Source organism: Streptomyces sp. NPDC048623, assembly GCF_040650755.1.
GTDB lineage: Bacteria > Actinomycetota > Actinomycetes > Streptomycetales > Streptomycetaceae > Streptomyces.
In genome coordinates this window covers 129,685-154,960 of the sequence record NZ_JBEZHV010000018.1, presented here as the reverse complement: position 1 = coordinate 154,960, position 25,276 = coordinate 129,685, and the positions used below count along the sequence as shown (strand labels likewise).

The 25,276-nt window shown below is 72.8% G+C and carries 19 protein-coding genes; 13 read left to right on the top strand and 6 right to left on the bottom strand.

Features of this window, described 5'->3' with window-relative positions; genetic code table 11:
• Positions 1-57: 57 nt before the first annotated feature.
• Positions 58-858, bottom strand: a complete 801-nt coding sequence (locus tag AB0C73_RS24910) for an alpha/beta fold hydrolase (protein WP_362533997.1) — start codon at positions 856-858, stop codon at positions 58-60.
• Positions 859-988: 130 nt separating this feature from the next.
• Between AB0C73_RS24910 and AB0C73_RS24905 the strand changes: the two genes are divergently transcribed.
• The 9 genes from AB0C73_RS24905 (at position 989) to gatB (ending at position 11,845) form a co-directional block, all read left to right on the top strand.
• Entirely contained in the window at positions 989-1,534 is a 546-nt protein-coding gene (locus AB0C73_RS24905; protein WP_362533995.1) for a TIGR00730 family Rossman fold protein, read from the top strand.
• Between the two features lie 4 nt (positions 1,535-1,538).
• The gene (locus tag AB0C73_RS24900) at positions 1,539-2,237 is read left to right on the top strand and encodes an SDR family oxidoreductase (RefSeq protein WP_362533993.1); all 699 of its coding nucleotides are present in this window, start codon (positions 1,539-1,541) and stop codon (positions 2,235-2,237) included.
• Between the two features lie 107 nt (positions 2,238-2,344).
• Positions 2,345-3,379, top strand: a complete 1,035-nt coding sequence (locus AB0C73_RS24895; protein WP_362533990.1) for a methionine synthase — start codon at positions 2,345-2,347, stop codon at positions 3,377-3,379.
• Positions 3,380-3,393: 14 nt separating this feature from the next.
• Positions 3,394-5,574 (top strand): NAD-dependent DNA ligase LigA, encoded by a 2,181-nt coding sequence (ligA, locus tag AB0C73_RS24890; RefSeq protein ID WP_362533987.1) that lies wholly within the window; start codon positions 3,394-3,396, stop codon positions 5,572-5,574.
• A 336-nt stretch (positions 5,575-5,910) separates the two neighbouring features.
• Positions 5,911-8,040, top strand: coding sequence for a bifunctional diguanylate cyclase/phosphodiesterase (locus tag AB0C73_RS24885; protein ID WP_362533984.1), 2,130 nt, complete (start codon positions 5,911-5,913; stop codon positions 8,038-8,040).
• A 213-nt stretch (positions 8,041-8,253) separates the two neighbouring features.
• Complete coding sequence (gatC, locus tag AB0C73_RS24880; protein WP_362470412.1) at positions 8,254-8,550, top strand: Asp-tRNA(Asn)/Glu-tRNA(Gln) amidotransferase subunit GatC; 297 nt, start codon at positions 8,254-8,256, stop codon at positions 8,548-8,550.
• Positions 8,551-8,557: 7 nt separating this feature from the next.
• On the top strand, positions 8,558-10,060 hold the full coding sequence (gatA, locus tag AB0C73_RS24875; RefSeq protein ID WP_362533981.1) for an Asp-tRNA(Asn)/Glu-tRNA(Gln) amidotransferase subunit GatA: 1,503 nt from the start codon (positions 8,558-8,560) through the stop codon (positions 10,058-10,060).
• Entirely contained in the window at positions 10,057-10,317 is a 261-nt protein-coding gene (locus tag AB0C73_RS24870) for a hypothetical protein (protein WP_265864717.1), read from the top strand. The genes gatA and AB0C73_RS24870 overlap by 4 nt, the downstream gene beginning before the upstream one ends.
• A 16-nt stretch (positions 10,318-10,333) precedes the next feature.
• Positions 10,334-11,845 carry an Asp-tRNA(Asn)/Glu-tRNA(Gln) amidotransferase subunit GatB gene (gatB, locus tag AB0C73_RS24865; protein ID WP_362533979.1) on the top strand — a complete coding sequence of 504 codons (1,512 nt, stop codon included), beginning with the start codon at positions 10,334-10,336 and terminating at the stop codon, positions 11,843-11,845.
• Positions 11,846-11,906: 61 nt separating this feature from the next.
• On the opposite strand, the gene AB0C73_RS24860 is transcribed toward gatB, so the two are convergent.
• From AB0C73_RS24860 to AB0C73_RS24850, 3 genes are all read right to left on the bottom strand, one after another.
• Complete coding sequence (locus AB0C73_RS24860; RefSeq protein WP_362533977.1) at positions 11,907-12,365, bottom strand: hypothetical protein; 459 nt, start codon at positions 12,363-12,365, stop codon at positions 11,907-11,909.
• Positions 12,366-12,472: 107 nt separating this feature from the next.
• Positions 12,473-12,943, bottom strand: a complete 471-nt coding sequence (locus AB0C73_RS24855) for a hypothetical protein (RefSeq protein ID WP_362533975.1) — start codon at positions 12,941-12,943, stop codon at positions 12,473-12,475.
• A gap of 101 nt (positions 12,944-13,044) precedes the next feature.
• Positions 13,045-14,046 (bottom strand): hypothetical protein, encoded by a 1,002-nt coding sequence (locus AB0C73_RS24850; protein WP_362533973.1) that lies wholly within the window; start codon positions 14,044-14,046, stop codon positions 13,045-13,047.
• A gap of 131 nt (positions 14,047-14,177) precedes the next feature.
• On the opposite strand from AB0C73_RS24850, the gene AB0C73_RS24845 reads away from it, so the two are divergent.
• Positions 14,178-15,173 (top strand): winged helix-turn-helix domain-containing protein, encoded by a 996-nt coding sequence (locus AB0C73_RS24845; RefSeq protein WP_362533972.1) that lies wholly within the window; start codon positions 14,178-14,180, stop codon positions 15,171-15,173.
• Positions 15,174-15,230: 57 nt separating this feature from the next.
• Here AB0C73_RS24845 and AB0C73_RS24840 read toward each other — a convergent pair whose 3' ends face one another.
• On the bottom strand, positions 15,231-17,081 hold the full coding sequence (locus tag AB0C73_RS24840) for a protein kinase (protein ID WP_362533970.1): 1,851 nt from the start codon (positions 17,079-17,081) through the stop codon (positions 15,231-15,233).
• A gap of 311 nt (positions 17,082-17,392) precedes the next feature.
• Between AB0C73_RS24840 and AB0C73_RS24835 the strand changes: the two genes are divergently transcribed.
• From AB0C73_RS24835 to AB0C73_RS24825, 3 genes are all read left to right on the top strand, one after another.
• Positions 17,393-18,328, top strand: coding sequence for a hypothetical protein (locus tag AB0C73_RS24835; RefSeq protein WP_362533968.1), 936 nt, complete (start codon positions 17,393-17,395; stop codon positions 18,326-18,328).
• Positions 18,329-18,553: 225 nt separating this feature from the next.
• Complete coding sequence (locus tag AB0C73_RS24830; protein ID WP_362533966.1) at positions 18,554-20,866, top strand: MMPL family transporter; 2,313 nt, start codon at positions 18,554-18,556, stop codon at positions 20,864-20,866.
• A complete protein-coding gene (locus tag AB0C73_RS24825) occupies positions 20,844-21,401 on the top strand; it encodes a GNAT family protein (RefSeq protein ID WP_362533963.1) in 558 nt (185 codons plus the stop codon). Before AB0C73_RS24830 ends, AB0C73_RS24825 begins: the two co-directional genes overlap by 23 nt.
• Positions 21,402-21,502: 101 nt before the next feature.
• Here AB0C73_RS24825 and AB0C73_RS24820 read toward each other — a convergent pair whose 3' ends face one another.
• A complete protein-coding gene (locus AB0C73_RS24820; protein WP_362533961.1) occupies positions 21,503-25,267 on the bottom strand; it encodes a S8 family serine peptidase in 3,765 nt (1,254 codons plus the stop codon).
• Positions 25,268-25,276 lie beyond the last annotated feature (9 nt).

The window sequence follows — 25,276 nt, the reverse complement described above, 5'->3', positions numbered from 1 at the left end:
CGGCCGCGGCTCAGGCCGCGCCCCGGCCCTGCGCGCCCCGCCCCAACCTCCCCCACCTCACCCCTCCACCGGCTCCTCCGCCCCGCACTCGTCCAGGAACCCCTCCAGGACCGGCGCCAGGACGTGGGGCGCCACCTGGTGGGTCTGGCCGGTGAGGGTGCGGTGGCGGCCGCGGGGGACGGCGGCGGCCACCGAGCGGGCCACCCGCCGGGTCCACGACGGGCTCGCGCCGCCGTCCATCACCAGCACGCGCGCGTGGACGCGGCCGAGGCGGGCCGCCGGCACCGCGCCGTCGCCCACCACCGCCTCGTCGTACGCGAGGGTGTGCGCCAGCGCTTCGAGCGCGGGTGCCCCCATGGCCGCCGCCGCGCCCTCGCCGAGGATCACGTCGAGGGCGGCACCCCGCCGGCCCCGGTCGAGCAGTGCCCGCACCCGGCTCCGCCAGGCCGCCGCCTCCGCGCCGTACGGCGGCTCGTACACCGACACCGGCCCGACCGGCACCCCCGCGGCGGCGGCCGCGAGCGCGAGGGCACCGCCCGAGGCGGTGCCGTGCACGGCGGCCGAGCCCGCCGCGCCGCCCACCGCGTCGACGAGCGCCGCCAGATCGGCGATCTCCCGCTCCACCGCGTACGGCCCGGTGTCCCCGCTCGCGCCGCGCCCCCGCCGGTCGTACGCCACCACCGAGTAGCGCCGGGCGAGCAGCCCGGCCAGCGGCCGCTCGCCGCGGGCCGTCCCGAGCGCCCCGCTCACCAGGATCACCGGCGGCCCCTCCCCGTACCGCTCGTAGGCGATCCGCGTCCCGTCCTGCGACCTGACCAGGCCCCGGGCCCCGCACAGCGTCGTCTTCACCTCGTCCATGGAGGGGCAGACCGCGCCCGCCCCCGGAACTCATCGCTCCGGCCCCCGACTTCCCGAAAAATTCTCGCCGTCGGCCCGTGCGCCCACGGCGGACGGCCCGCCAGCTGCGCAAGGACCTACCGTGGGGCCCATGAACATCTGCGTCTTCCTCTCCGCCGCCGACCTCGACGAGCGCTACACCACCCCCGCCCGCGACTTCGCCGCCCGCCTCGGCGAGGCGGGCCACACCCTCGTCTGGGGCGGCTCCGACACCGGCCTGATGAAGGTCGTCGCGGACGGCGTCGCGGAGGCCGGCGGCCGCCTGGTCGGTGTCTCGGTCGAGTTCCTCGCCCACAAGGCGCACACGGGCGCCGACGAGATGGTCATCGCCACGGACCTGGCCGAGCGCAAGGCCCTCCTCCTCGCCAAGTCCGACGCGATCGTCGTCATGGTCGGCGGCACCGGCACCCTCGACGAGGCCACCGAGATCCTGGAGCTGAAGAAGCACGCCAAGCACACCAAGCCCGTCGTCCTCCTCAACACGGCCGGCTTCTACGACGGCCTGAAGTCCCAGTTCCACCGCATGGAGGCCGAGGGCTTCCTCCCGATCCCCCTGGCGGACCTGGTCTTCTTCGCCGAGGACGGCGCGGCGGCCCTCGCACACCTGGAGGAGACCATGGCGCGCCGCGTTCCCTGAGAACATGAGGCCCATGGCTACTCATGTGATCACCGGAGCCGGCTCCGGCATCGGCAACGCCGTCGCGCGGCGGCTGCACGCGCGCGGGGACGAACTCGTGCTGCACGCGCGGGACGCCGGGCGGGCGAAGGAACTGGCGGCGGAGTTTCCCGGGGCGCGGACGCTCGTCGGGGACCTGGCGGATCCGGACCGTCTGTCGTGGGCGTTCTCGCACCAGACGCTGCCCGAGCGGGTCGACAGCCTGCTGCACATCGCCGGGGTCGTCGACCTCGGGCCGGTCGGGGAGCTCACCCCGAAGACCTGGCACCACCAGCTGAACGTCAACCTCGTCGCCCCCGCCGAGCTCACCCGGCACTTCCTGCCCCAGCTGCGGGTCGCCAAGGGCCACGTCGTGTTCGTGAACTCGGGCGCCGGGCTCGCCGCGCACGCCGAGTGGGGCGCGTACGCGGCGTCCAAGCACGGGCTCAAGGCGCTCGCCGACTCGCTGCGGCAGGAGGAGCACGCCCACGGGGTGCGGGTCACGTCCGTGTACCCGGGGCGGACCGCGAGCCCCATGCAGGCGAAGGTGCACCAGCAGGAGGGCAAGGAGTACGACCCGGCGCGCTGGATCGACCCCGAGTCGGTGGCCACGACCATCGTCATGGCGATCGACCTGCCGCGCGACGCCGAGGTCAACGACCTGACGGTACGGCCGGGGCGCTGACGCCGCGACGGCCGCCCCGTCACCGTCGCCACCCGCGAGACCCTGGCACGCCCGGCACGCCCGGCACGCCCGGCACGCCCGGCACGCCCGGCACGTACGCTTCCCGAGTGAGCGAGAACAGCGACGAACGCACCTTCCCCTGGGCCCCCGCCACCGGCGTCGGTTCCCTCCCCGGCGGTGACGCCCGCGAGGCCGCCAGGACCGCGACCGGGTCCTTCGAGGACTTTCCGTTCCTGGCCGAGCTGCCGGCCCGCGGGCCCGGCGCGGACATGATCGGGCGGACCGCCGGGATGCTCGTCGAGCTGTACGCGCACGTGGAGCCGAGCGGGTGGCGGATCAGCGACCGGCCGGGGCGGGACACCCGGCGGGCGCACTCCTGGCTCGGGGAGGACCTGGACGCCCTGGAGGAGTTCACGCAGGGGTACCAGGGCGCGCTGAAGGTGCAGGCGGTGGGGCCGTGGACGCTCGCCGCCGCGCTGGAGCTGCGCGGGGGAGAGGCGGCGCTCTCGGACGCCGGGGCCTGCCGGGACCTGGCGGGCTCGCTCGCCGAGGGGCTGCGGCTGCATCTGGCCGACGTCCGCAAGCGGGTGCCCGGCGCGCGGGTCGTGCTCCAGCTCGACGAGCCCTCGCTGACCGCCGTACTCCTCGGGCGGATCCGTAGCGCGAGCGGCTACCGCACCCACCGGGCCGTGGACCGGCAGGTGGTGGAGAGCGCGCTGCGGGACGTGATCGCGGTGCACGACGGGCCGGTCGTGGTGCACTCGTGCGCGCCGGGCGTGCCGTTCGGGCTGCTGCGGCGGGCCGGGGCGGCCGGGGTGTCGTTCGACTTCTCCCTCCTCACCGAGCGTGACGAGGAGCCGATCGGGGAGGCGGTGGAGGCGGGGACCAAGCTGTTCGCCGGTGTGGTGCCGTCCACGGAGACGGGCTCGGGGGCGGCCTCGGGGGCATTGTCGGACCCGGGCGGTAGCGTCATGGGTGTCAGGACGCTGTGGCGCAGGCTGGGGCTGAATCCGGGGACTCTCGCCGAGTCCGTGGTGGTCACCCCCGCCTGCGGTCTCGCGGGTGCCTCGCCGGCGTACGCCCGCAAGGCGCTCGCACACTGCGCCCGGGCGGCGAGATCGCTCGCGGACAACCCGGAGTAACGGAGGACGAAACGGTGGCTGTTGAACAGGGGGCCCTGCCCGCGGAGGTACGGGAGCAGCACGGACAGCTGGCCGAGCAGGTCGAGGAGCACCGCTTCCGGTACTACGTGAAGGACCAGCCGATCGTCAGCGACGCGGAGTTCGACAAGCTCCTGCGCGCCCTGGAGGCCCTGGAGGAGCGGTATCCGGAGCTGCGGACGCCCGACTCGCCGACCCAGAAGGTCGCCGGGGCGTACGAGACGGACTTCACGTCCGTGGAGCACCGGCAGCGCATGCTGTCGCTCGACAACGCGTTCGACGACGAGGAGCTGTCCGCCTGGGCCGAGCGGATCGCCAAGGACGTCGGCACGAGCGACTACCACTTCCTGTGCGAGCTCAAGGTCGACGGACTCGCCGTGAACCTGACGTACGAGCACGGGCGGCTGACCCGCGCGGCGACCCGCGGCGACGGGCGCACCGGCGAGGACATCACGCCCAACGTGCGGACGATCGCCGACATCCCGGACCGGCTGCGCGGCGACCGCATCCCGGAGCTCGTGGAGATCCGCGGCGAGGTCTACTTCCCGATGGAGGCCTTCGAGGGACTGAACGCGCGCCTGGTGGAGGCCGGGGACAAGCCCTTCGCCAATCCGCGCAACGCGGCGGCCGGTTCGCTGCGCCAGAAGGACCCGAAGGTGACGGCGACCCGCCCGCTGCACATGGTGGTGCACGGGATCGGCGCCCGTGAGGGCTTCGACATCGACTGCCTGTCCCACGCCTACGAACTGCTGCACGAGTGGGGGCTGCCCACCGCCCGGCACAACAAGGTGGTCTCCGGCCTCGCCGCGGTGAAGGAGTTCATCGCGTACTTCGGGGAGAACCGTCACTCCGTCGAGCACGAGATCGACGGAGTCGTCGTCAAGCTCGACGAGATCCCGCTCCAGGGCCGGCTCGGCTCCACCGCGCGCGCCCCGCGCTGGGCGATCGCCTGGAAGTACGCGCCGGAGGAGGTCAACACCAAGCTGGTCGACATCAAGGTCGGCGTCGGGCGTACGGGCCGGGTCACGCCGTACGCGCAGGTGGAGCCGGTCACGGTGGCCGGGTCCGAGGTCGAGTTCGCCACCCTGCACAACCAGGAGGTGGTGAAGGCCAAGGGCGTGCTGATCGGCGACACGGTCGTGCTGCGCAAGGCCGGTGACGTGATCCCGGAGATCCTCGGCCCGGTCACGGACCTGCGGGACGGCACGGAGTACGCCTTCGTCATGCCGGCCGAGTGCCCGGAGTGCGGCACGCCGCTGAAGCCGATGAAGGAGGGGGACATCGACCTGCGCTGCCCCAACGCGCGGTCGTGCCCCGCCCAGCTGCGCGAGCGGCTCGCCTTCCTGGCCGGACGCTCGTCCCTGGACATCGAGAACTTCGGCATGGTCGCGGCGGCGGCGCTCACCCGCCCGCTGGAGCCGGCCGAGCCGCCGCTCGCCGACGAGGGCGGCCTCTTCGACCTGACGATCGAGCAGCTGCTGCCGGTCCGGGCGTACGTTCTCGACGCGGACAGCGGGCTGCCCAAGCGGGACCCGAAGACCGGCGAGCCGAAGATCGTCTCCGTCTTCGCCAACCAGAAGGGCGAGCCGAAGAAGAACGCCCTGGCGATGCTGGCGAACATCGAGGCGGCGAAGACCCGCCCGCTGGCCCGCTTCCTCAACGGGCTGTCGATCCGGCATGTCGGCCCGGTCGCGGCCGAGGCGCTGGCCCGCCAGTTCCGCTCCCTGGAGCGGATCGAGCAGGCGACGGAGGAGGAGCTGGCGGCGGTCGACGGGGTCGGCGGGATCATCGCCGCCGCCGTGAAGCAGTGGTTCGCCGAGGAGTGGCACCAGGAGATCGTGCGCAAGTGGCGGGCGGCCGGGGTGGCCCTGGAGGACGAGGGCGCCGGCGAGGACGAGGGCCCGCGTCCGCTCGACGGGCTGACGGTCGTGGTCACCGGCACCCTGCAGGACTTCACCAGGGATGGCGCAAAAGAGTCGCTGCAAGCCCAGGGGGCCAAGGTGACGGGTTCCGTTTCGAAGAAGACCGCCTTCGTGGTCGTCGGTGACAATCCCGGCTCCAAGTACGACAAGGCGATGCAGCTGAAGGTTCCGGTTCTCGACGAGAACGGCTTCCGGATCCTGCTCGAACAAGGTCCCGAAGCCGCTCAGGAGGCCGCGCTGCCCGTCGCCGAGTAGTCGTCGGCCGCCCTCGGCCGCGGTCGGTCGCGGTCGGTCGCGGGCGCCCGCGGCCGGCGCGCCGGGCCCCGACGGCCCCCGGAAGCTCACCCGTTCGGCGCATACCAGATCGTTAGGGGTGGCCTGGTCGCATTCGGGCAAGAGATGGAGAGCGCTGCCCGTAGCGGCCCTCCGCGGCCTAGTGTGGTGACCGTGCGTCCGTCGCGCACGGCCGCGCCAGAGCCCTGCCGGCGCGCAGGAGCAGGACACGCGTGTCCGGCGCGGCGGGACGACGGCCCAGTGGCATCACGACGGCCCCGCGTTGCGACGGCACCGCCGGCTGTGAGAGGGACGGGAATGAAACCGACCGAGAGCGCCGCCCCGGTCGCACGGCCCCAGGGCCGCGCGGCGTTCGTGGGCATCACCTCCGGGCTCCCCGGAGCGCTGGTGGGCATCGCCGCCGTCGTGCTCGCCGCCGGTCTGTACCGGACGCTGAGCACCGGCCAGGGGCTCTTCCCCGGCGGCGCCGCCGGCTGGTCGCTCGCCGTCCTCACCGGCCTCATCGTCGGACACCTGGTCGCCCTCGGCCGCGACCGCTGGTGGGGCGGCACCGGCTCCGGCGCCGCCCTCACCCTCGCCGTACTGCTCCTCTACGGCTGGGTGCCCGCCTCCCTGGTCTCCCTCACCGTGGTCCTCCTGGTCGCCGCCGCCCGCCGCCACCGCTGGCGCCAGGGCCTGCTGCACGGCGCCGTCGACGTCATCGGCACCGGCGCCGCCGCCCTCGTCCTGGCCACCTTCAGCGACGTGCCCACCGTCGCGCAGCCCTGGCAGCCGCTCGACTGGGGGATCGCGGACGTACCGGAAGTGATGCTCGCCGCCGTCGCCTACCTCGTGGCGACCCGGCTGCTGCTGTGGTACGCGCTCGCCCCGCAGACCGGCGGACTGCCCACCGCCGCGCGCACCGCCCTGGTCCGCCAGGGCCTGGTCGCCGCCGCCCTGCTCGCCATCGCGCCCCTCGTCTGCGTCGTCGCCGCCTCCCGGCCCCCGCTCCTGCCGCTCTTCGTCGTCCCGCTGATCGCCCTCGACTCCACCCTGTGGATCGCCCGCGCCCGCGCCGAGGAACAGCTGCGCGACCCGCTCACCGGACTGCCCAACCGCCAGTGGCTCCTGGAACGCACCTGGACCGCCCTGGAGGAGGCCGAGGCCGAGGGCGTCCGCTCCGCACTCGTCCTGATCGACCTCGACCGTTTCCGATCGGTCAACGACACCCTCGGACACCTCGCCGGCGACCGGCTGCTGCTCCAGATCGCCGAACGGCTCCGGCTCGCCCTGCCCCGCGGCGCCGAGGCCGCCCGGCTCGGCGGCGACGAGTTCGCCGTCCTGCTGCCCACCGCCGACTCCACCACCAGCGCCCAGCGGGTCGCCCGCCACCTCGTCGCCGAACTGTCCTCCCCGCTCGACCTCGACGGCCTCACCCTGGTCCTGGAGGCCAGCGCGGGCGTCGCCGTCTTCCCCGAACACGCGCTCGACGCCGAGGGCCTGCTGCGCCGCGCCGACGTCGCCATGTACCAGGCCAAGCGGGACCGCACCGGCGTCGAGGTGTACGAGTCCAAGCGCGACTCCAACACGCCCGACCGTCTCGGCCTCCTCGGCGACCTGCGCCGCGCCCTCGACGCCGGCGAGGTCGAACTGCACTACCAGCCCAAGGTCCGCTTCGACGGCCAGGTGGCCGGCCTGGAGGCGCTGGTCCGCTGGGTCCATCCCGAGCGAGGGAAGGTTCCTCCGGACGAGTTCATCGCCATCGCCGAGTCCTCCGGCCTGATGCCCCACCTCACCGAGTACGTCCTGGAGACCGCCCTCGCCCAGGTCGCCCGCTGGCGCGCCCAGGGCCTCGACGTGCCGGTCGCCGTCAACGTCTCGCCCCGCGACGTCCACACCCCCGGCTTCGCCGGCGCCGTCGCCGCCCGGCTCGCCCGGCACGGCGTCCCGGCCGGCGCGCTCCAGCTGGAGATAACCGAGCACGTCCTCCTGGAGGACCCGCAGCGCGCCGCCGACACCATGGCCGGCCTCACCGGCCACGGCGTCAAGATGTCCCTCGACGACTTCGGCACCGGCTACTCCTCCCTCGTCCATCTGCGCCGCCTGCCGGTGAGCGAACTGAAGATCGACCGCTCCTTCGTCGCCCGGCTCGCCGTCGATGCCGAGGACGCCGAGATCGTCCGCTGCACCCTCGACCTCGCCCACTCGCTCGGCCTGCTCGTCGTCGCCGAGGGCGTCGAGGACGACGAGACCTGGGAGCGGCTGCGCGACCTCGGCTGCGATGCCGTCCAGGGCTGGCTGGTCGCCGCCGCCATGCCGCCCGCCGAGACCACCGCCTGGCTGCGCGCCCGCGGCGAACACGGCTGGCGCCGCCCCTCCGAGATCGCCGCCGCGGAGATCGCCGCGGCGGCCCAACGCGATCCCGCCGCTGACCGTGTCGGGCAGTGACTCCGGTCGGCCCGGGTGATGGCGTACCGTTGTGTCCCCGGTCCGCGACCGGGGTGTCCCCGCGCCAGGGGATGATCCGGCCGACGAACTCGAGCATTTCGCCGGACAGCTCTGCTCCCCGCGTCAGCGGGGATGGCGATCGGTGTTCGTGGCCGTGGCGCGCGCCCCCTAGGATTGCGGTACATCCACAAGACTCACCCAGAGGATCGCTGCATGCCTGGCATCACGCGCGAGGAGGTCGCACACCTCGCTCGGCTGGCGCGTCTGGAACTCGCCGACGAGGAACTCGACCACTTCGCCGGACAGCTCGACGACATCATCGGCGCGGTCGCCCGCGTCTCCGAGGTCGCCGACCAAGACGTACCGCCGACCTCCCACCCGCTGCCGCTGACCAATGTCATGCGCGCGGACGAGGTCCGTCCGTCGCTCACCCCCGCGCAGGCGCTCTCCGGCGCCCCGGCCCAGGAGCAGCAGCGTTTCAAGGTGCCGCAGATCCTGGGGGAGGACTAAGAACGTCATGACGGACAACAGCACCATCATCAAGCTCACCGCCGCCGAGATCGCGGCGAAGATCGTCTCCGGCGAGCTCACCGCCGTCGAGGTCACCGAGGCCCACCTCGCCCGGATCGACGCCGTCGACGAGAAGGTCCACGCCTTCCTGCACGTCGACCGCGAGGGCGCCCTCGCCCAGGCCCGCGCCGTGGACGAGAAGCGTGCCCGCGGCGAGAAGCTCGGCCCGCTGGCCGGTGTCCCGCTCGCGCTCAAGGACATCTTCACGACCGAGGGCGTGCCCACCACGGTCGGCTCCAAGATGCTGGAGGGCTGGATCCCTCCGTACGACGCCACGCTGGTCAAGAACCTGAAGGCCGCGGACGTGGTCATCCTGGGCAAGACCAACATGGACGAGTTCGCCATGGGCTCCTCCACCGAGAACAGCGCCTACGGCCCGACCGGCAACCCCTGGGACCTCACCCGGATCCCCGGCGGCTCCGGCGGCGGCTCCTCGGCCGCGCTCGCCTCGTACCAGGCCCCGCTCGCCATCGGCACGGACACCGGCGGCTCCATCCGCCAGCCCGCCGCCGTCACCGGCACCGTCGGCGTCAAGCCGACCTACGGCGCGGTCTCCCGCTACGGCATGGTGGCCTTCTCCTCCTCGCTCGACCAGGGCGGCCCCTGCGCCCGTACGGTCCTCGACGCGGCCCTGCTGCACGAGGCCATCGCCGGGCACGACCCGCTCGACTCGACCTCCATCGACGCGCCGGTCCCGCCGGTCGTCGAGGCCGCCCGCAACGGCTCGGTCGCCGGCATGCGCGTCGGTGTCGTCAAGCAGTTCCGCGGCGAGGGCTACCAGGCCGGCGTCGTGCAGCGCTTCGACGAGTCCGTCGAGCTGCTGAAGTCGCTCGGCGCCGAGATCGTCGAGGTGGACTGCCCGACCTTCGACCTCGCGCTCTCCGCGTACTACCTGATCGCGCCGTCCGAGTGCTCGTCCAACCTGGCCCGCTTCGACGGTCTGCGCTACGGCCTGCGGGCCGGCGACGACGGCTCCCGGTCCGCCGAGGACGTCACCGCGCTCACCCGCGAGGCCGGCTTCGGCCCCGAGGTCAAGCGCCGCATCATCCTCGGTACGTACGCGCTGAGCTCCGGCTACTACGACGCCTGGTTCGGCTCGGCCCAGAAGGTCCGCACCCTCATCACCCGCGAGTTCGAGAAGGCCTTCGAGCAGGTCGACGTCATCGTGTCGCCGACCACGCCGACCACCGCCTTCGCGATCGGCGAGCGCGCCGACGACCCGATGGCGATGTACCTCGCGGACCTCTGCACGATCCCGACCAACCTGGCGGGCAACGCCGCCATGTCGCTGCCCTGCGGCCTCGCGCCGGAGGACGGCCTGCCGGTCGGTCTGCAGATCATCGCCCCCGCCCTGAAGGACGACCGCCTCTACAAGGTCGGTGCCGCCGTCGAGGCCGCCTTCGTGGAAAAGTGGGGCCACCCGCTGCTCGAGGAGGCTCCGTCGCTGTGAGTACGACCACGAGTTCCACCAGTGCACTGCAGAAGGCCAAGGGCTTCAAGAAGTCCAAGACCGGTACGTACCTGTCCATGGGCACCACCGCGTTCGGCGCCATCGCCGTGACGAAGCAGATCAAGAAGGCCCGCGCCGAGCATGACACGCTCAAGCTCGTCGACGCCGTGGTGTCCGCCGCCGCCATCGTCACCGGCCTCGCGATCCTGTATCGCGAGCTGAAGCGCCTCGGCGACGACGACGTCCTGCTGGGCTGAGAGGGAAAGTTCCACCGTGACTGTCACTGAACTGCTGTCGTACGAGGCGGCGCTCGCCGAGTTCGACCCCGTCATGGGCCTTGAGGTCCATGTCGAGCTCGGCACGAAGACGAAGATGTTCTGCGGCTGCTCGACCGAGCTCGGCCAGGACGCCAACGCGCAGACCTGCCCCACCTGCCTCGGCCTGCCCGGCGCCCTGCCGGTCGTCAACGCCGTCGGCGTCGAGTCCGCGATCAAGATCGGCCTCGCGCTGAACTGCGAGATCGCCGAGTGGTGCCGCTTCGCCCGGAAGAACTACTTCTATCCGGACATGCCGAAGAACTTCCAGACCTCGCAGTACGACGAGCCGATCGCCTTCAACGGCTATCTGGACGTCCAGCTGGAGGACGGCGAGGTCTTCCGCGTGGAGATCGAGCGCGCCCACATGGAGGAGGACACCGGCAAGTCCACCCACATTGGTGGCGCGACCGGCCGCATCCACGGCGCCTCGCACTCGCTGCTCGACTACAACCGGGCCGGCATCCCGCTCATCGAGATCGTCACCAAGCCGATCGTCGGCGCGGGCGAGCGGGCCCCCGAGGTCGCCAAGGCGTACGTGGCGGAGCTGCGCGCGCTCATCCTCGCCCTGGGCGTCTCCGAGGCCCGTATGGACCAGGGCCAGATGCGCTGCGACGTCAACCTCTCCCTGATGCGGAAGGGCGCGTCGGAGTTCGGCACGCGCTCGGAGACGAAGAACGTCAACTCGCTGCGCTCCGTGGAGCGGGCGGTGCGCTACGAGGTCCAGCGCCACGCGGCGATCCTGGAGTCCGGCGGCACGGTCGTCCAGGAGACCCGGCACTTCCACGAGGACGACGGCTCCACCACCTCGGGCCGCATCAAGGACAACGCCGAGGACTACCGCTACTTCCCCGAGCCGGACCTGGTGCCGGTGGCCCCCGCCCGCGAGTGGGTCGAGGAGCTGCGGAAGGGCCTGCCCGAGCTGCCGCGCGTGCGCCGCAACCGGCTCCGCGAGGAGTGGGGCGTGTCGGAGCACGACATGCAGGCCATCCTCAACGCGGGCGCGGTCGACGCGATCGTCGCCACGACCGAGGCGGGCGCCGACGCGGCGTCGGCCCGCAAGTGGTGGATGGGCGAGCTGGCCCGTAACGCCAACGAGAAGGGCGTCTCCCTGGAGGAGCTGCCCATCACCCCGGCGGACGTGGCGCGCGTGTCGGCCCTGGTCGCCGCCGGTGACCTGACCGACAAGCTGGCCCGTCAGGTCATCGAGGGCGTCCTCGCCGGCGAGGGCACCCCGGACGAGGTCGTCGAGAAGCGCGGTCTGAAGGTCGTCTCCGACGACAGCGCGCTCGGCGCGGCGGTCGACGAGGCCATCGCGGGCAACGCGGGCATCGCCGACAAGATCCGCGGCGGCAAGGTCGCCGCGGTCGGCGCCCTGGTCGGCGCGGTCATGAAGGCCACGCGCGGCCAGGCCGACGCGGCGAAGGTCAAGGACCTGATCCTGGAGAAGCTGGGCGTCACCGAGGGCTGATCCCCGCCCCCGGGCATCGAACGGCCCCGCACCGGAACTCCGGTGCGGGGCCGCCCTCATGTCAGAAGCAGGAGACGGTGGTCGTGGGACGCAGCAGCAGCGAGCTGGCCTCGTCGCGCTGACCGTTGTGGTTGCCGTCGATGCCGTCGTCCGTGAGCTGGTTGTACTCGACCGAGCTGCCCGGGTTGACGCAGAAGACGAGTCCGCCCTGGTAGCCGATGTCGTAGTAGTAGTGGCTCTCGTAGCCGCCGCTGCTGGAGTTGCTGGCCGACCACGAGTTGTCGTTCACGCCGTGCCCGCTGGTGAACACGTCGTTCCTGAAGTCGTAGTCGCTGTTGAAGTACTGGTGCACCGGGGTGTTGAGGTTGCCCTCGAAGAGGCAGTGGTAGCCCGAGGGGCAGTACGGGCCCGCCGAGGCGGTCGTCGCGGTGGCGACGCCGCCGCCCACGAGGAGCGCGGTCGCGCCGGCGACGGCGGCGGCCTTCCGGCGGAATCCGGCGTTCATGCCGATCCTGCGCATGTTCTGTTCTACCTTTCGGTTGTCGGTAGTGCTGTGAGAGGCACCGTCCGCATGGGCGCACGGGGGAGAGGAAGCTCCTCCGTGCGCCACCTTCCGTCTGCGGACGCTCAGAAGCAGGAGATGGTCGTCGAGGGGCGCATCAGCAGCGAGCTGGCCTCGTCGCGCTGGCCGATGTGGTTGCCGTCGACGCCGTCGTCCGAGAGGCGGTCGTAGTTGACCGCGCTGCCCGGGTTGACGCAGAAGACCAGGCCGCCGCTGTAGCCGGTGTCGTAGTAGTAGTGGCTCTCGTAGCCGCCGCTGCTGGAGTTGCTGGCCGACCACACGTTGTCGTTGATGTTGTTCGAGGTGCCGTCGAAGTAGTTGTCGGTGAAGTTGGGGTCGCTGTTGTAGAACGCGTGCCCGGCGGAGGTGCCGATGCCGCCGTAGAAGACGCAGTGGTAGCCCGAGGCGCAGTTGGGGCCGGCCGAGGCGGTCGTCGCGGTGGCGATGCCGCCGCCCACGAGGAGCGCCGTGGCGCCGGCGACGGCGGCGGCCTTCCTGCGGAGGCCGGACTTCGGGCGGGACGGGGTCGAGGACATGATCGGTCTCTCTTTCGTGTGGGGAAATGCGGGGAACATCCGCTCGCCGGGACCGGCGAGCGGAAGACTGTGCGGGAGGGGCGGGGGCGGGAGAGGAGGGCTCAGCCGGTCGTCGAGCCGCTCAGGACCTCGCCGGCCGCCTTGTTCTGACGGTCCGACAGCTTCTTCCAGTCGGCTCCGACGGTCGGGTTCTTGTCGAGCCAGCGCTGCTGCGCGGCGGCGAGCCGCTGGTACGCGGTGGTCAGGTACCCCGTCTCCGCCTTGCAGCGCAGATCCGCCGCAGCGACCGGGCTGGTCCGCCGGGCGTCGGCCGAGGGCAGCGAGTTCAGGACCTGCACGGGGTCCTGGGCCTTGACCTTGGCCCGGTCCATGCACGCCCGCCAGCGCGTGGTCGCCGCCCGGAACCCGGGGTCCTTCTCCACGTCGCCGCGCGCCAGCTCCTGCGCCTCGAACAGCATGATCCGCACCTGGAGCCAGCGCATCCGCCCGTCGCCGAGCAACCGCTTCTCCGCCTCGGCGAGGCAGCCCTCGCCCGGCCGCGAGACGCTCATCCGGATGCCCTTCGTCGAGACCCGCGCGCTCTCCCGGCCGAACAGGGCCTGGGCGTAGGCGGGGGTGCTCTCCGGGCTGCCGGGCCGGGGCGGCGCCTCGGGCGGTGTCGCGGGCGACGCCGTGGCGGCGCGCGGCGGGACCGAGGACTCGAGGCCGAACGGCCGCGGACGCTCCTCCGCGCCGCCCCCGCCATCCGTGCCCCCGTCCTTGCCCGTGTCCGCAGCCGGGGGAGCGGGGGCGTAGCGGTAGCCGCGCTCGGCCATGCAGGCGATGGCCACCTTCTGCTGGGCCTGGGCGCCGTGCAGCTGAGGGGTGAACAACAGGGCGGTGATCGGCGGGAGTTCGTGCAGCGCGGTCAGCTCGGCCGGTGCCATCACCTGCTTCGGCGCGGGCGCCGGGGCCGGTGCCGTGGACGGCCCGCCGGCCGCTCCGGAGCAGCCTGCCACGGAGGCGAGGACCGCTCCCGCGACCGCTCCCGCGGCCAGTGCGCGTACGAGCCCCCGCGCGGCGACACGCGCACCGCAAACGTTCTTCGCCAGGGTCTCGGGCATTTTACGATCCACCGTCCTGTTGGTGAGTGCGTTGATCGAACACTGTTCGGTCAGAGTCTGTGAGGACGGGGGGAGTTCCGTGAACTTCGTTGCGCTGGAACGCAATTGCCGTGGTGGGAGGGGTTGAGAGGATGCTGCGCATCCACTTCACGGGAGAGGACCTCGCGCGGGTGCGGATCGCATCCGAACCCGACCCGATGTGGGAGCTGCTGATCAGCCTGCACCGGCTGCGAAGACGGGACGCGGGGGTGCTGTTCGGGCCCTGGCTGCGCGAGTCGCTGCCCCGAGTCCCGTCCGCCACACGCCTGTTGACGGCGCTCGCGCCGCCTGTCGGCTACGCGGTGGACTTCCTGACGCCCGCGGTCGACGGCGGTCTGGCCGAACGCCTTGAGGCCCTGCGCTCCACACCGCTGCGTCAAGTGCACCGGGACTTACGGGAGTTCACACGCCAGAACGGGGCCAGGCGGATGCCGTCCTGGAGCCGGGAGCTGGCGGAGGGGGACACCGAGGGCATCGGCCGGCTCGCCGACGCGGCCGGCGCGTACTTCGACACCGTGCTCGCGCCGTTCTGGGAGCGCATTCGGGTGCAGGTCAGCCGGGACAGGTCCCGGCGCTCGACCGTGCTCGCGGAGGGCGGCTGGGACGCGGTCCTCAACACGATCCATCCGTCCGCGCAGTGGGACTATCCGGTGCTCCGGCTCGACTTCCCGGTCGACCAGGACCTGCATCTCGGCGGCCGCGGCCTGCTGCTCCAGCCGTCGTTCTTCAGCCGTTACGCGCCGACGACGCTGGCCGACCCGACGCTGCCGCCGGTCCTGGTCCACCCGATCGAGCACGACGCCGCCTGGGCGACCCCGGAGGCCCGGCCGGCCGACGGACGCGCGCTCGCGGCCCTGATCGGCCCGACCCGGGCGATCCTGCTGTCGGCGCTCGCGGACGGCATCGCGACGACGGGCGAGCTCGCCCGCGCCGCGGGCACCACGGCGCCCAACGCCAGCCGCCACATCACGGCCCTGCGGGAGGCGGCGCTCGTCACCAGCCTGCGTCACCGCAACGCGACCCTGCACACCGTCACCGAGCTCGGCCTCGCGCTCCTGGACGGAGGCAGCCCCCGTATCCGCGTGTGACACGGCGAATGCGGGGGGCCGTCCCTGGGGCGTGTCTTGTGGGCCGGCCGAGCCGTCCTACCGCCTGAGGAGCGGGGCCGCGATGATCCCGCTTCCCGAGTCGGTGCAGGTCGACTCGACCTTGAGCCGGAGCCGCAGCGCCCCGCTGATGTCCAGGGTCCGGGAGATCGGCTTGCCCAGGTGCACGGTCTCGTTGAAGTCGGCGGGCTTGTCGTCGACCGAGATCACGATCCGCGCGCTCTCGATCTCGGAGCCGTCATCGATGCCGGCGGTGAACTCGAAGGACTTCCACTCCCGGTTGAGGTCGTACTCGACGTAGGCCCCGCCGTAGCAGTCGCCGATCAGCGCCGCGCCGTACTCCTTGGTGTTGATCTTGGCGCTGCCGACGGTGAAGTCATCGGGGTCGCTGACCGAGGCGAGGGCGGTCAGATCGGCCACGGGCGCGTCCGGGACGGAGCCGGGGTCGACCGACGGGCTGCCGCTCCCGCTCGGGTCGACGGGCTCCTCCGTCGCGGGGTCCTCGGTCGTCGGTTCGTCCGTCGGCTGCTCGGTGGTCGGCTCGGGCGTCACCGGGGCCGAGGTGGAGGGCGGCGCGGCCTGGTCGTTCTTGCCGTCCCCGCCGGCCTTGTCGTCGCGGTCGGCGAGCATCCGGACCCCGACCACCGCGAGGACGGCGATCAGCAGCACCCCGGCGACGGCGCCGAACACCAGCCCCTTGCGGCTCTTGCGCGGCTCCGGCCGCCCGGGTCCGGTGGGCATCCCGGCCGTAGGAGCACCAGGGCCTCCGTACGCCGGGATGCCGGCGGTCGGCTGCCCGTACGGGGCCGGGGCCTGGGCAGGGGCCGGCGCCCCGAAGCCCACCGTGGGCGTGTCGGCCACCGGCGCGGGCGGGGTGGGCGGAGGGGTCGCCGGGAGCGGCGGGACGGCCGGCGCGGCGGCGGCCGGGGCGTCGGACGGGGCGTCCGCCGGGCGGGGCGGGACCGCGTCCTCGGGCTCGGCCGGCCGGGAGGTCGTGGTCGTGGACACCACCCCGTGCCGGACCTCCTTGACCCACGCCGAGAGCGACAGCGGACGCCGGTCGGCGTCGGCCGCCGCGATGGCGAGCACCCGTTCGCGCTGCTCCGCCGTGAGCCCGGCGAGCTGCGGTACGGCGCCGAGCGCCGCGGTGAGCTGCTCGGGCGCGGAGGGCGGCGACTGGCCGCTCAGCAGGAAGTAGGCGATGGCCCCGAAGGCGTACCGGTCGGTGGCCGGGGTCCGCTTGCCGTCGAAGATCTCCGGCGCCGCGTAGCCCGGGGTGAACCACACCTCGGCGGTCTGGTGGTCGGCGGTCAGCTTGCTGAGGCCGAAGTCGACGAGGGTGGCCTGGCCGTGCTCGTCGACCATGACGTTGCCCGGCGAGAGGTCGCCGTGCACCACGGTCCGCCCGGACGGCGTGGCCTTGCCGGAGTGCAGCCAGTCGAGGACGTCCGCGAGCTGTTCGAGGGTCCGCATGACCTCGCGCCGCTCGGCGGGCGTGGCCAGGGACCGCTCGGCGCGCCAGTCGCGCAGGTCGAGGCCGTCGACATGGTTCATGACGAGGACGAGCGCCCGGCCGGTCAGGGTCTCGGACTCGCCGGGCCGGTGGATGGGCGCGCCCTGGAAGTGCTCGCGCACCCCGACGACGCCGGGGCGGCTGACGAAACGCAGCAGTTCGGCCTGCTCGTTCCACTTGTTGCTGACCCGCTCGAAGATCTCGGGCGTGATCGTCGTCTTGGAGTCCAGGACCTTGACGACGACGGGCTCGGTGCCGCCCGCAAGCTCGATCTCCGCGAGATAGAGCACGGCCTCGCCGCCGCGCCCGATGGACCGGAGCAGCCGGTACCGGTCGGGCGCGGAGTCGGGTCCGATGTGATGCGCTGTACCGCTCAATGTTCCCCCAAGACCCATGAGTTGACAGGCGATCAGCTTGCCGCCCGCGCGGAGCCGGGGTCAACTCGGCACCAACCGGTGCGGGCCCGCCCCTGTGCGTACGTCAGCCCTCGGGTGGACATCGTGCCTCCATGAGGAAGCGCGGTACCCCCACGGTACTCAGCCCGGCACCGCCCCGCGCCGACGTGACCGAGAGTGCTCGCGAACCCCACCGTTCGGACAAGGGGAAACCGTGATGACGGCCCGCGCCGCCCTGTGAGAGGCTCCGCTCCGCTCTGCCGACCCTGGCGGAGCAGGGGAGGGAGCAGAACATGTCGGTGGAACCGACGGATTACGTCGCCCGTCTGCGCGCGCAGGCGAACGATCCGGGCCGCGAGGAGGCGCTGCGGCGCGACAGGAGGGCGCGGCGCCTCAAGATCGGGGCCGCGGCAGGTGCCGGTGTACTGCTGCTCGGCGGGTTCGGGTTCTGGCTGACCGACGTGACGGGGGAGCGGCCGCCCTACGAGCCGTACGGCGCCGGGGTGCTCGACGAGGAGGCCTGGCCTCTGGAATGGCCGTACACGCCCGACATGCCGTTCCGGAACTCGCCCGCCGCCGGCTGGACCGAGGGGGCCGACGGGATCTACGTCCCCGTGCCGATGGCTTCCGGAGGGCTCACGGCGAAGGACATCACCGCCGTCCTCGACGACGTGAAGACCCTGCTCGTCGAGACCAACGTCGCGGAGGACACCCTCGCCGGCGCCGAGCCGGCGGCAGCGCTCGCCCTGCTGGACCCGAGCGGAGCCGACGAGGCCGTACGGAAGGACATGGTCACCCGCTTCGACCCCGCGGAGGCGTACCTGGACGAGAGCGGTGTCCGGACGAAGGGGACGATGACGTACAAGGTCTCGGCGGCGGGGGAGCTGGCCGTGCACGTCGACTTCTCCTTCGTCTACCCCCTGGTGCGGGCCGAGGGCGGCCACGAGGTCGTCCCGGGCGCCCCCGAGGTGGCGCGGATCGCCGTACGGCGACAGTTCACGGTCACGTCGAAGGACGGGAAGCTCGTGCTCGGCGCCTACGCGAGCGAGGTCGCCAACCACGACTGCTCGGCTCCGAAGGACGGATACCTCCACCCGCTCTTCGCCGAGGGGCGGTGGAAGGCGGGCCAGGCGGCCAAGGAGACCAAGGTCGCCCTGGCCGACCTGTACGACGAGAAGCGGGTCCTCCCGAGCGGTCCCGGCCACTGCGTCACCCCGAGCGGGACCTGACACGCCGGGGCTTCGGCCCCGCGACGCCAGGGGCGCGACGCCGGGGGTGAGGACCGCTGCTTCCGCGGTCCGCGCCGCAGTCCTCACCGCGGTCCTCACCGCGGTCCTCACCTCCTTCTTTATGCGCTTCCGACATCCCTGTGAGGATCGCCACGAAACGGACAAACGATCACGTTTGGCTGTAACAGTGGGCGGAGTACAGGTCCACCCAGGGGAGAACGTCCGTTGGCAGCTATCGCCCGGTGGTGCGTGCAGCACCGCCTCGTCGCCGTTCTGCTCTGGCTCGTCGCCCTCGGCGGCGCCGTGACCGGAGCGGCGCTCGCCGGAAGCGCGTACTCGAACGACTACGAGGTGCCCGGCACCGAGTCCGGGCGGGCCACCGCCCTCCTCGACCGCGGCTTCCACGGCGCCGGCGGCGACAGCGACACCATCGTCTGGCACACCGACCACGGCAGCGTCCGCGCCGCCGGCGTCGAGCAGCGGATGACCGCCATGCTCCACCAGGTCGAGGACCTGCCCGGCATCGCCTCCGTCACCTCCCCGTACGGCTCCACGCCGGGCCAGATCAGCGAGGACGGGCGCACCGCCTACGCCGCCGTCACCTTCGACGCGCAGGCCGCCGACATCCCGAAGGCCCAGGCGCAGGCCCTCGTGGACACCGCGAAGGCCGCCGCCACGGACGGCGTCCAGGTCGAGCTCGGCGGCAGCGCCGTCGGCGCCACCGTGGCGCCCGGCGGGCACATGGCCGAGGCGGTCGGCGTGGCCGTCGCCGCCGTCGTCCTCTTCCTCGCCTTCGGCTCCCTCGCCGCCGCCGTCCTCCCCATCGCGACCGCCCTGGTCAGCGTCGGCCTCGCGTACTCCGGCATCGTGCTCCTCGGGCATCTGATGACGGTCGCCGACTTCGCGCCGATGCTCGGCATGCTCATCGGCCTCGGCGTCGGCATCGACTACGCGCTGTTCATCGTGACCCGGCACCGCAAGGGCCTCAAACGCGGTCTGCCCGTGAACGAGGCCGCCCGGATCGCCGTCGCCACCACCGGCCGGGCCGTGGTCTTCGCGGGCGCCACCGTCTGTATCGCCCTGCTCGGCATGCTCATCCTCCGGCTCGGCTTCCTCAACGGCGTGGCCATCGCCGCCTCGCTCACCGTCGTCCTCACCGTCGCCGCCTCCGTCACCCTGCTGCCCGCGCTGCTCTCCCTCATCGGCATGCGCGCGCTGAGCCGCAAGGAACGCCGGCAGCTCGCCGAGCACGGCCCGCAGCCCGAGCTGCCCACCGGCTTCGCCGCCCGCTGGTCCGCCTTCGTCGAGCGCCACCCCAAGCTGCTCGGCGCGGTCGCCGCCGTCGTCATGGTGGTGCTCGCCCTGCCCACCTTCGGGCTCCACCTGGGCAGCTCCGACCAGGGCAACAACCCCGCCACGGCCACCACCCGCAAGGCCTACGACCTGATGGCCGACGGCTTCGGGCCCGGCGCGAACGGCCCGCTCGCCCTCGTCGCCCAGCTCGACGGCGCCGACGACCGGGTCGCCCTCGACGCGCTCCCGGCCCGCCTCGCGCACACCAAGGGCGTCGAGTCGGTCTCGCCGGTCACGTACAACAGCACCGGTGACACCGCCGTCCTCACCGTCGTCCCCGACTCCTCGCCCCAGTCCACGGCCACCAGCGAGCTCGTCGACCGGCTGCGCCACGACGTGCTGCCGACCGCCGAGGACGGCACCTCGCTCCAGGTCGAGGTCGGCGGCGTCACCGCCTCGTACGACGACTTCGCCGACATCATCGTCGGCAAGCTGCCCCTCTTCGTGGGCGCCGTGATCGCCCTCGGCTGCGTACTGCTGCTGCTCGCCTTCCGCTCGATCGGCATCCCGCTCAAGGCCGCCCTGATGAACGTCATGGCCGTCGCCGCGGCCTTCGGCGTGGTCGTCGCGATCTTCCAGTGGGGCTGGGGCAGCGAGGCGCTCGGCCTCGGCAGCGCCGGGCCCATCGAACCCTTCCTGCCCGTGATCATGGTCTCGGTGCTCTTCGGTCTCTCCATGGACTACCAGGTGTTCCTGGTCAGCCGGATGTACGAGGAGTGGCTGGAGACCGGCGACAACCGCCGCGCGGTCCGGGTCGGCCTCGCCGAGACCAGCCGCGTGATCAACTCCGCGGCGGTCATCATGATCTCCGTCTTCCTCGCCTTCGTCCTCTCCGGCGACCGGGTCATCGCGATGTTCGGCATCGCGCTCGCCGCCGCCGTCGCCCTCGACGCCTTCGTCCTGCGCACGCTCCTCGTCCCCGCCCTCATGCACATGCTCGGCGGCGCCAACTGGTGGCTGCCCCGCTGGCTCGACCGCCGGCTGCCGCGGATCAGCATCGAACCGCCGGAGTGCCGCGTGGCCGCCGACGCCCGCGCGGCCGACGCGGCCCGTGCGAAGATCGCCGCGGACGCCGTGGAGGCCACGGCGCACGGGGAGTCCGCCGAGGCCGCGCGGATACCCGGACAGCGGGTGACGACGGGACCGGCGGAGGAGACCGAGGATGTTCGCGATACCACTGGGTGACGACGGCGCCGAGCTCAGCACGCTCGACCCCTGGCAGGCCGAGGAGTTCCTCGCCCACATCGACCGGGGCCGCGCGTTCATCGGGGCCCACGTCGGCCTCCCGGACATCGTCACCGACCTCGACACCGCCCGCGCCCACCTCACCCGCTACGCCGACCGGGCCGCCCGCGACGCCGGCCACATCTACGGCATCCGGGTCGACGGCCTCCTCGTCGGCGGCGTGCTCTTCGTCCACTTCGACACCGAGAGCGGCACCGCCGAGGCCGGCTGCTGGATCGAGCCCGGGTACGCCGGGCGGGGCCTGGTCACCCGCGCCTGCCGGGCCATCATCGACTGGGCGATCGAGGAGCGCGGCATCCACCGCGTCGAGTGGCAGGTCTCGCCCGAGAACACGCCCAGCATCGCCGTCGCCCGCCGCCTCGGCATGACCAAGGAGGGCGTGCTGCGCGAGAACTACCCCTACCGCGGCAAGCGCAACGACACGGAGATCTGGTCGGTGCTCGCCCCGGAGTGGCGCGCGGCGAAGACCGCCTGAGGCCCTGACGGGGCCGTCAGGGAACGGACGTACGGGAGCGGACGTACGGGAGCGGGCGGCCGCAGCGCGACCGCCCGCTCCCGCTCCCGCACCCGCCGCCGTCAGCGCACGTCGTAGGCGCGGACCACGGTCTGGCGGACGGAGTTGCCGTTCGCGTCCGTCAGCTCGGCCCTCAGCGTGACCTGCTTGCCGGAGTCGCCCGCGTGGTCCACGGTGGCGCTCCAGGTGCCGTCACGCAGGGCGACCGGGGCCTCGGTCCAGGTCGCGCCTCCGTCGTACGAGTACGACAGCTTCGCATCGGTCAGGGCGGCCGGGGTGTAGCCGGCGTGGCCGGTGGCGGAGAGGCTGATCTTCAGACCGTCGGCCGCGGGAAGGGTCTTGAAGCCGTCCTCGGGGAGCCTGTAGCGGGGGAAGAGGATCGGGATGGGCTGGGAGTAGACGTTCTCGTCGAGCGCCGAACGGAACCGCCAGACGGTGTTGACCCTGACGGACCGCTGCCAGACCTTGGCCGGGGCACCGAACTTCTCGGTGTTCTGCTCCAGTTCGTACGACGCCTCCTCGGCCGGGACCTCGAAGACCCCGAAGGGGTAGTAGCTCGTGCCGATCTGCTCGCCGTTACGACGCAGCTGCAGGTTGCCGATGTCGCCGAACGACCCGTCCTGGGCGTAGTGGGTGCCGTCGCCCCACATCGCGGCGGCGAAGCCGATCAGGCCGCCCTGGCGCTCGGCGGTGAGAACGGGCTTTCCGGCCGCGTCGAGCGGGGCGACCGGGGCGACCGCTCCGTCGTACCAGCGCTCCGTGTCCCGCTCACCCGCCTGGTACGCCCGCCACCGGCCGATCATGAACTCGCCCCAGGGGAAGCTGCTGGAGATGTAGTGGATCCAGGAGGTGTCGCCGGGGGTGACGAACTCGGTGCGCGTGCCGGGCGCCGGGACGACGTCCAGGCCGAGGAACACCTGCGTCCCGTCCGGCCGGGCGGCGCCGACGAAGTCGATGAAGTCGGTGGCGACGCCCATGGCGTGATAGGTCGCCTCCGTGCGGCCGAGCCGCTCGTCGTCGACCTGGTACGTCAGGTCCTCGTCGATCCCGCCGCGCTGGGGGAAGGCGAGGCTGTAGGCGTACGGGGCCTTCGCGCAGGCCTTCCAGCGGAGGGTGACCTGGCCGCCGGACAGCCGGCCGAGCAGCGCGCTCGCCTCGGCGGACTCGACGGCGAGCACCGGCAGCTCGGTGACGGTGCCGGTCGCCGGCACCCAGCGGCCGGCGGCGGAGTGGTACGCGAGGACGGCCTTGGCGCCCGCCGCCCTGGCGTCGCGGGCCTGCTGGTAGACGGAGGTCTGGCCGTCGGCGACACGGACCAGGGCGATCTTCCCCTGGACGCCGGCGGCCGCGAGCTCGCCCGCCGTGCCGGTCTTCGCGTCGACCAGCTGCGCCTCGCCCGTGCCGTCGAGGTTGACCGAACCGGTGGTGGCGGTGATCGGGTGGAGCGTCTCGCCGCCGACGACGGCGAGCTCGGAGATCAGCGGGGTGGTGGCGCGCCAGTAGCTGCCGAACTCGAAGTCGCCGTCGGTCGCCGTGCCCTCGACGGAGGCGTAGTAGCCGCGGAGGGTGCGCCCGCCCGAGAGGGTGCCGGAGTGCTGCCAGGTGTCGTCCCAGGAGCGGTTGAAGGCCAGGGTGGCGGAGCGCACCTCGGTGGGGCGTTCGGTCCTGACCCGCAGCCGGTGGGCGTCGCGGGCGTCCAGGACGACGGTCGTGTCCTTCTGCAGCTTCAGCTGCGGACGGCTCAGGTAGGTGAGGGAGTCGGCGAGCTTCGCGCCCTCGCCCGCGTCGGGGGTGACGACGTAGCTCGACAGGAAGTAGGCGCCGGGGCGCAGCCGGTACTCCTGGACCGCGGCGCCCCCGTTGTAGCGGCGCTCGCCGGTGGCCGTGTCGGTGCCGATGACGTCGAGCGAGGACGTTCCCGCGGCCGGCTTGCCGAGCCGGTCGACGAGCTCGACCTTCAGGGTGACGGTCTCGGGCTGGACGTACAGGGAGAACGGGGTGGAGACGCCGACGCCGTCGGCGGTGGCAAGCACCCGGCCGGTGATGTCGCCGTACTGGCCGGGCTCCAGGTGGGCGGCCGGGTCGAGGACCAGCGGGACCTCGACGGTGGCTCCGGCCGGGACGGTGACGCTGTCCGCGCCGAGCCTGGCGAGGGGCGAGCGCACGTCCGTGCCGTCGTTGCCGGTGACGCGCTGGACGGAGAGGCCGAGCCGCACGGGCCGGTCGGTGGTGTTGGTGTAGGGGACGGCGACGGTGGAGCGGTCCGCGCTGCTCTGGGGCCAGTCGAAGCCGCCGCCCTGGACGGCCGGGGCGCCGAGGACCGTGGCGTCGATCGCCGCCTTGACGTCGAGGCGGCCGCCGCCGGTCTCACGGACGTCGCCGGGCACGGAGGCCTTCGCGGAGGAGACGAGCGCGGCCTTGATCTGCTGCGCGGTCCAGTCGGGGTGACGCTGCTTGACCACGGCCGCGGCGCCCGCGACATGCGGGGTGGCCATGGACGTACCGGACATCGAGCGGTACGCGTAGACGCCGCGCCCGCCCATCGCTGCGGCGGAGATGGTGACACCGGGGGCGGCGATCTCGGGCTTGAGCGTGTGCGAGATCAGTGCCGGTCCGCGACTGGAGAAGTACGCGGTGGAGTCGTCCCGGTCGACGGCGCCGACGGTGAGCACGCTGGGGGCGCAGCCGGGGGAGGAGACGGTGTTGAGGGACGGGCCGGAGTTTCCGGCGGCGATGACGAACAAGGTGCCCTTGGACTGGGCGAGTTGTTCGGCGGCCGTGCTCATGGGGTCGGTGCAGTCGGTCGGGGTCGGGTTGCCGAGGCTCATCGAGACGACGTCGGCCTTGTTGTCGACGGCCCACTGCATACCGGCGATGATCCACGAAGTGGCCCCGGAACCCCAGTCGTTGAGGACCTTGCCGTTCAGCAGCCCGGCACCGGGGGCGACCCCCTTCTTCTTGCCGCCGCTCGCCGCGCCGGAGCCGCCCACGGTGGAGATGGTGTGGGTGCCGTGGCCCTGCCGGTCCTCGGCGGTGGTGGAGTCGGTGAAGTTCGCAGAGGCGACGATCCGGCCCTGGAGGTCGGGGTGTCCGGTGTCCGCGCCGGTGTCCAGGACCGCGACCCTGGTGCCCTTGCCGTCGTATCCGGCGGCCCAGGCGAGGTCCGCGCCGGTCTGCGCGGTGGACCTTTCCAGGGTGGCCTCGACCTTGCGGTCCAGCCAGAGCTTCTTCAGGCCGGAGCCCGCGCGCGAGCGGGGGGAGGTGACGTCGGCCCAGAAGTCCGCCGCGCGCTTCTTGTCGGCCTTCATGGCCACACCGCGGGCCGCCTTCAGCACCAGGCCGCGTGCGGCGCCGCGCGGGGTGGCGGGCACGGCGCGGGCGACGTCGACGGAGGAGCCGTAGACGGCGATCAGCGGGAGGTCGGCGGCGTGCGCGTCGTCGTATCCCTGCCGGATCAGCCCGGTGACGTTGAAGAGTTCCTCGTCGGCCTTGCCGGCGGCGAGCGCCGCGGCGGCGCCCTCCGGATAGACGTACAGGTCCTTGCCCGTCCGACGGGTCTCCAGGAGCGGCACGCTGCCGTCCTCGCGCGGCAGCGCGGTGGCCGCGCTCCGGCCGGAGCCGTCGGTGGTCACCAGCACCCTGTCGCCGGTGACCAGGGTGACCGTGACGGGCTTGCCCGCCTGCCGGACGGCGGCCTCACTGCCGACGAGTGGTCTGGTGCCGGACGCGTCGTCCTGCGGCCGGGCGGCCACGGACGGCGCGAGCGCGGTGACGGCCAGGACGGCGGCGGTCGCCGCTCCCAGGGCCGTACGCGATATCGGGCGCATCGCTCTCCC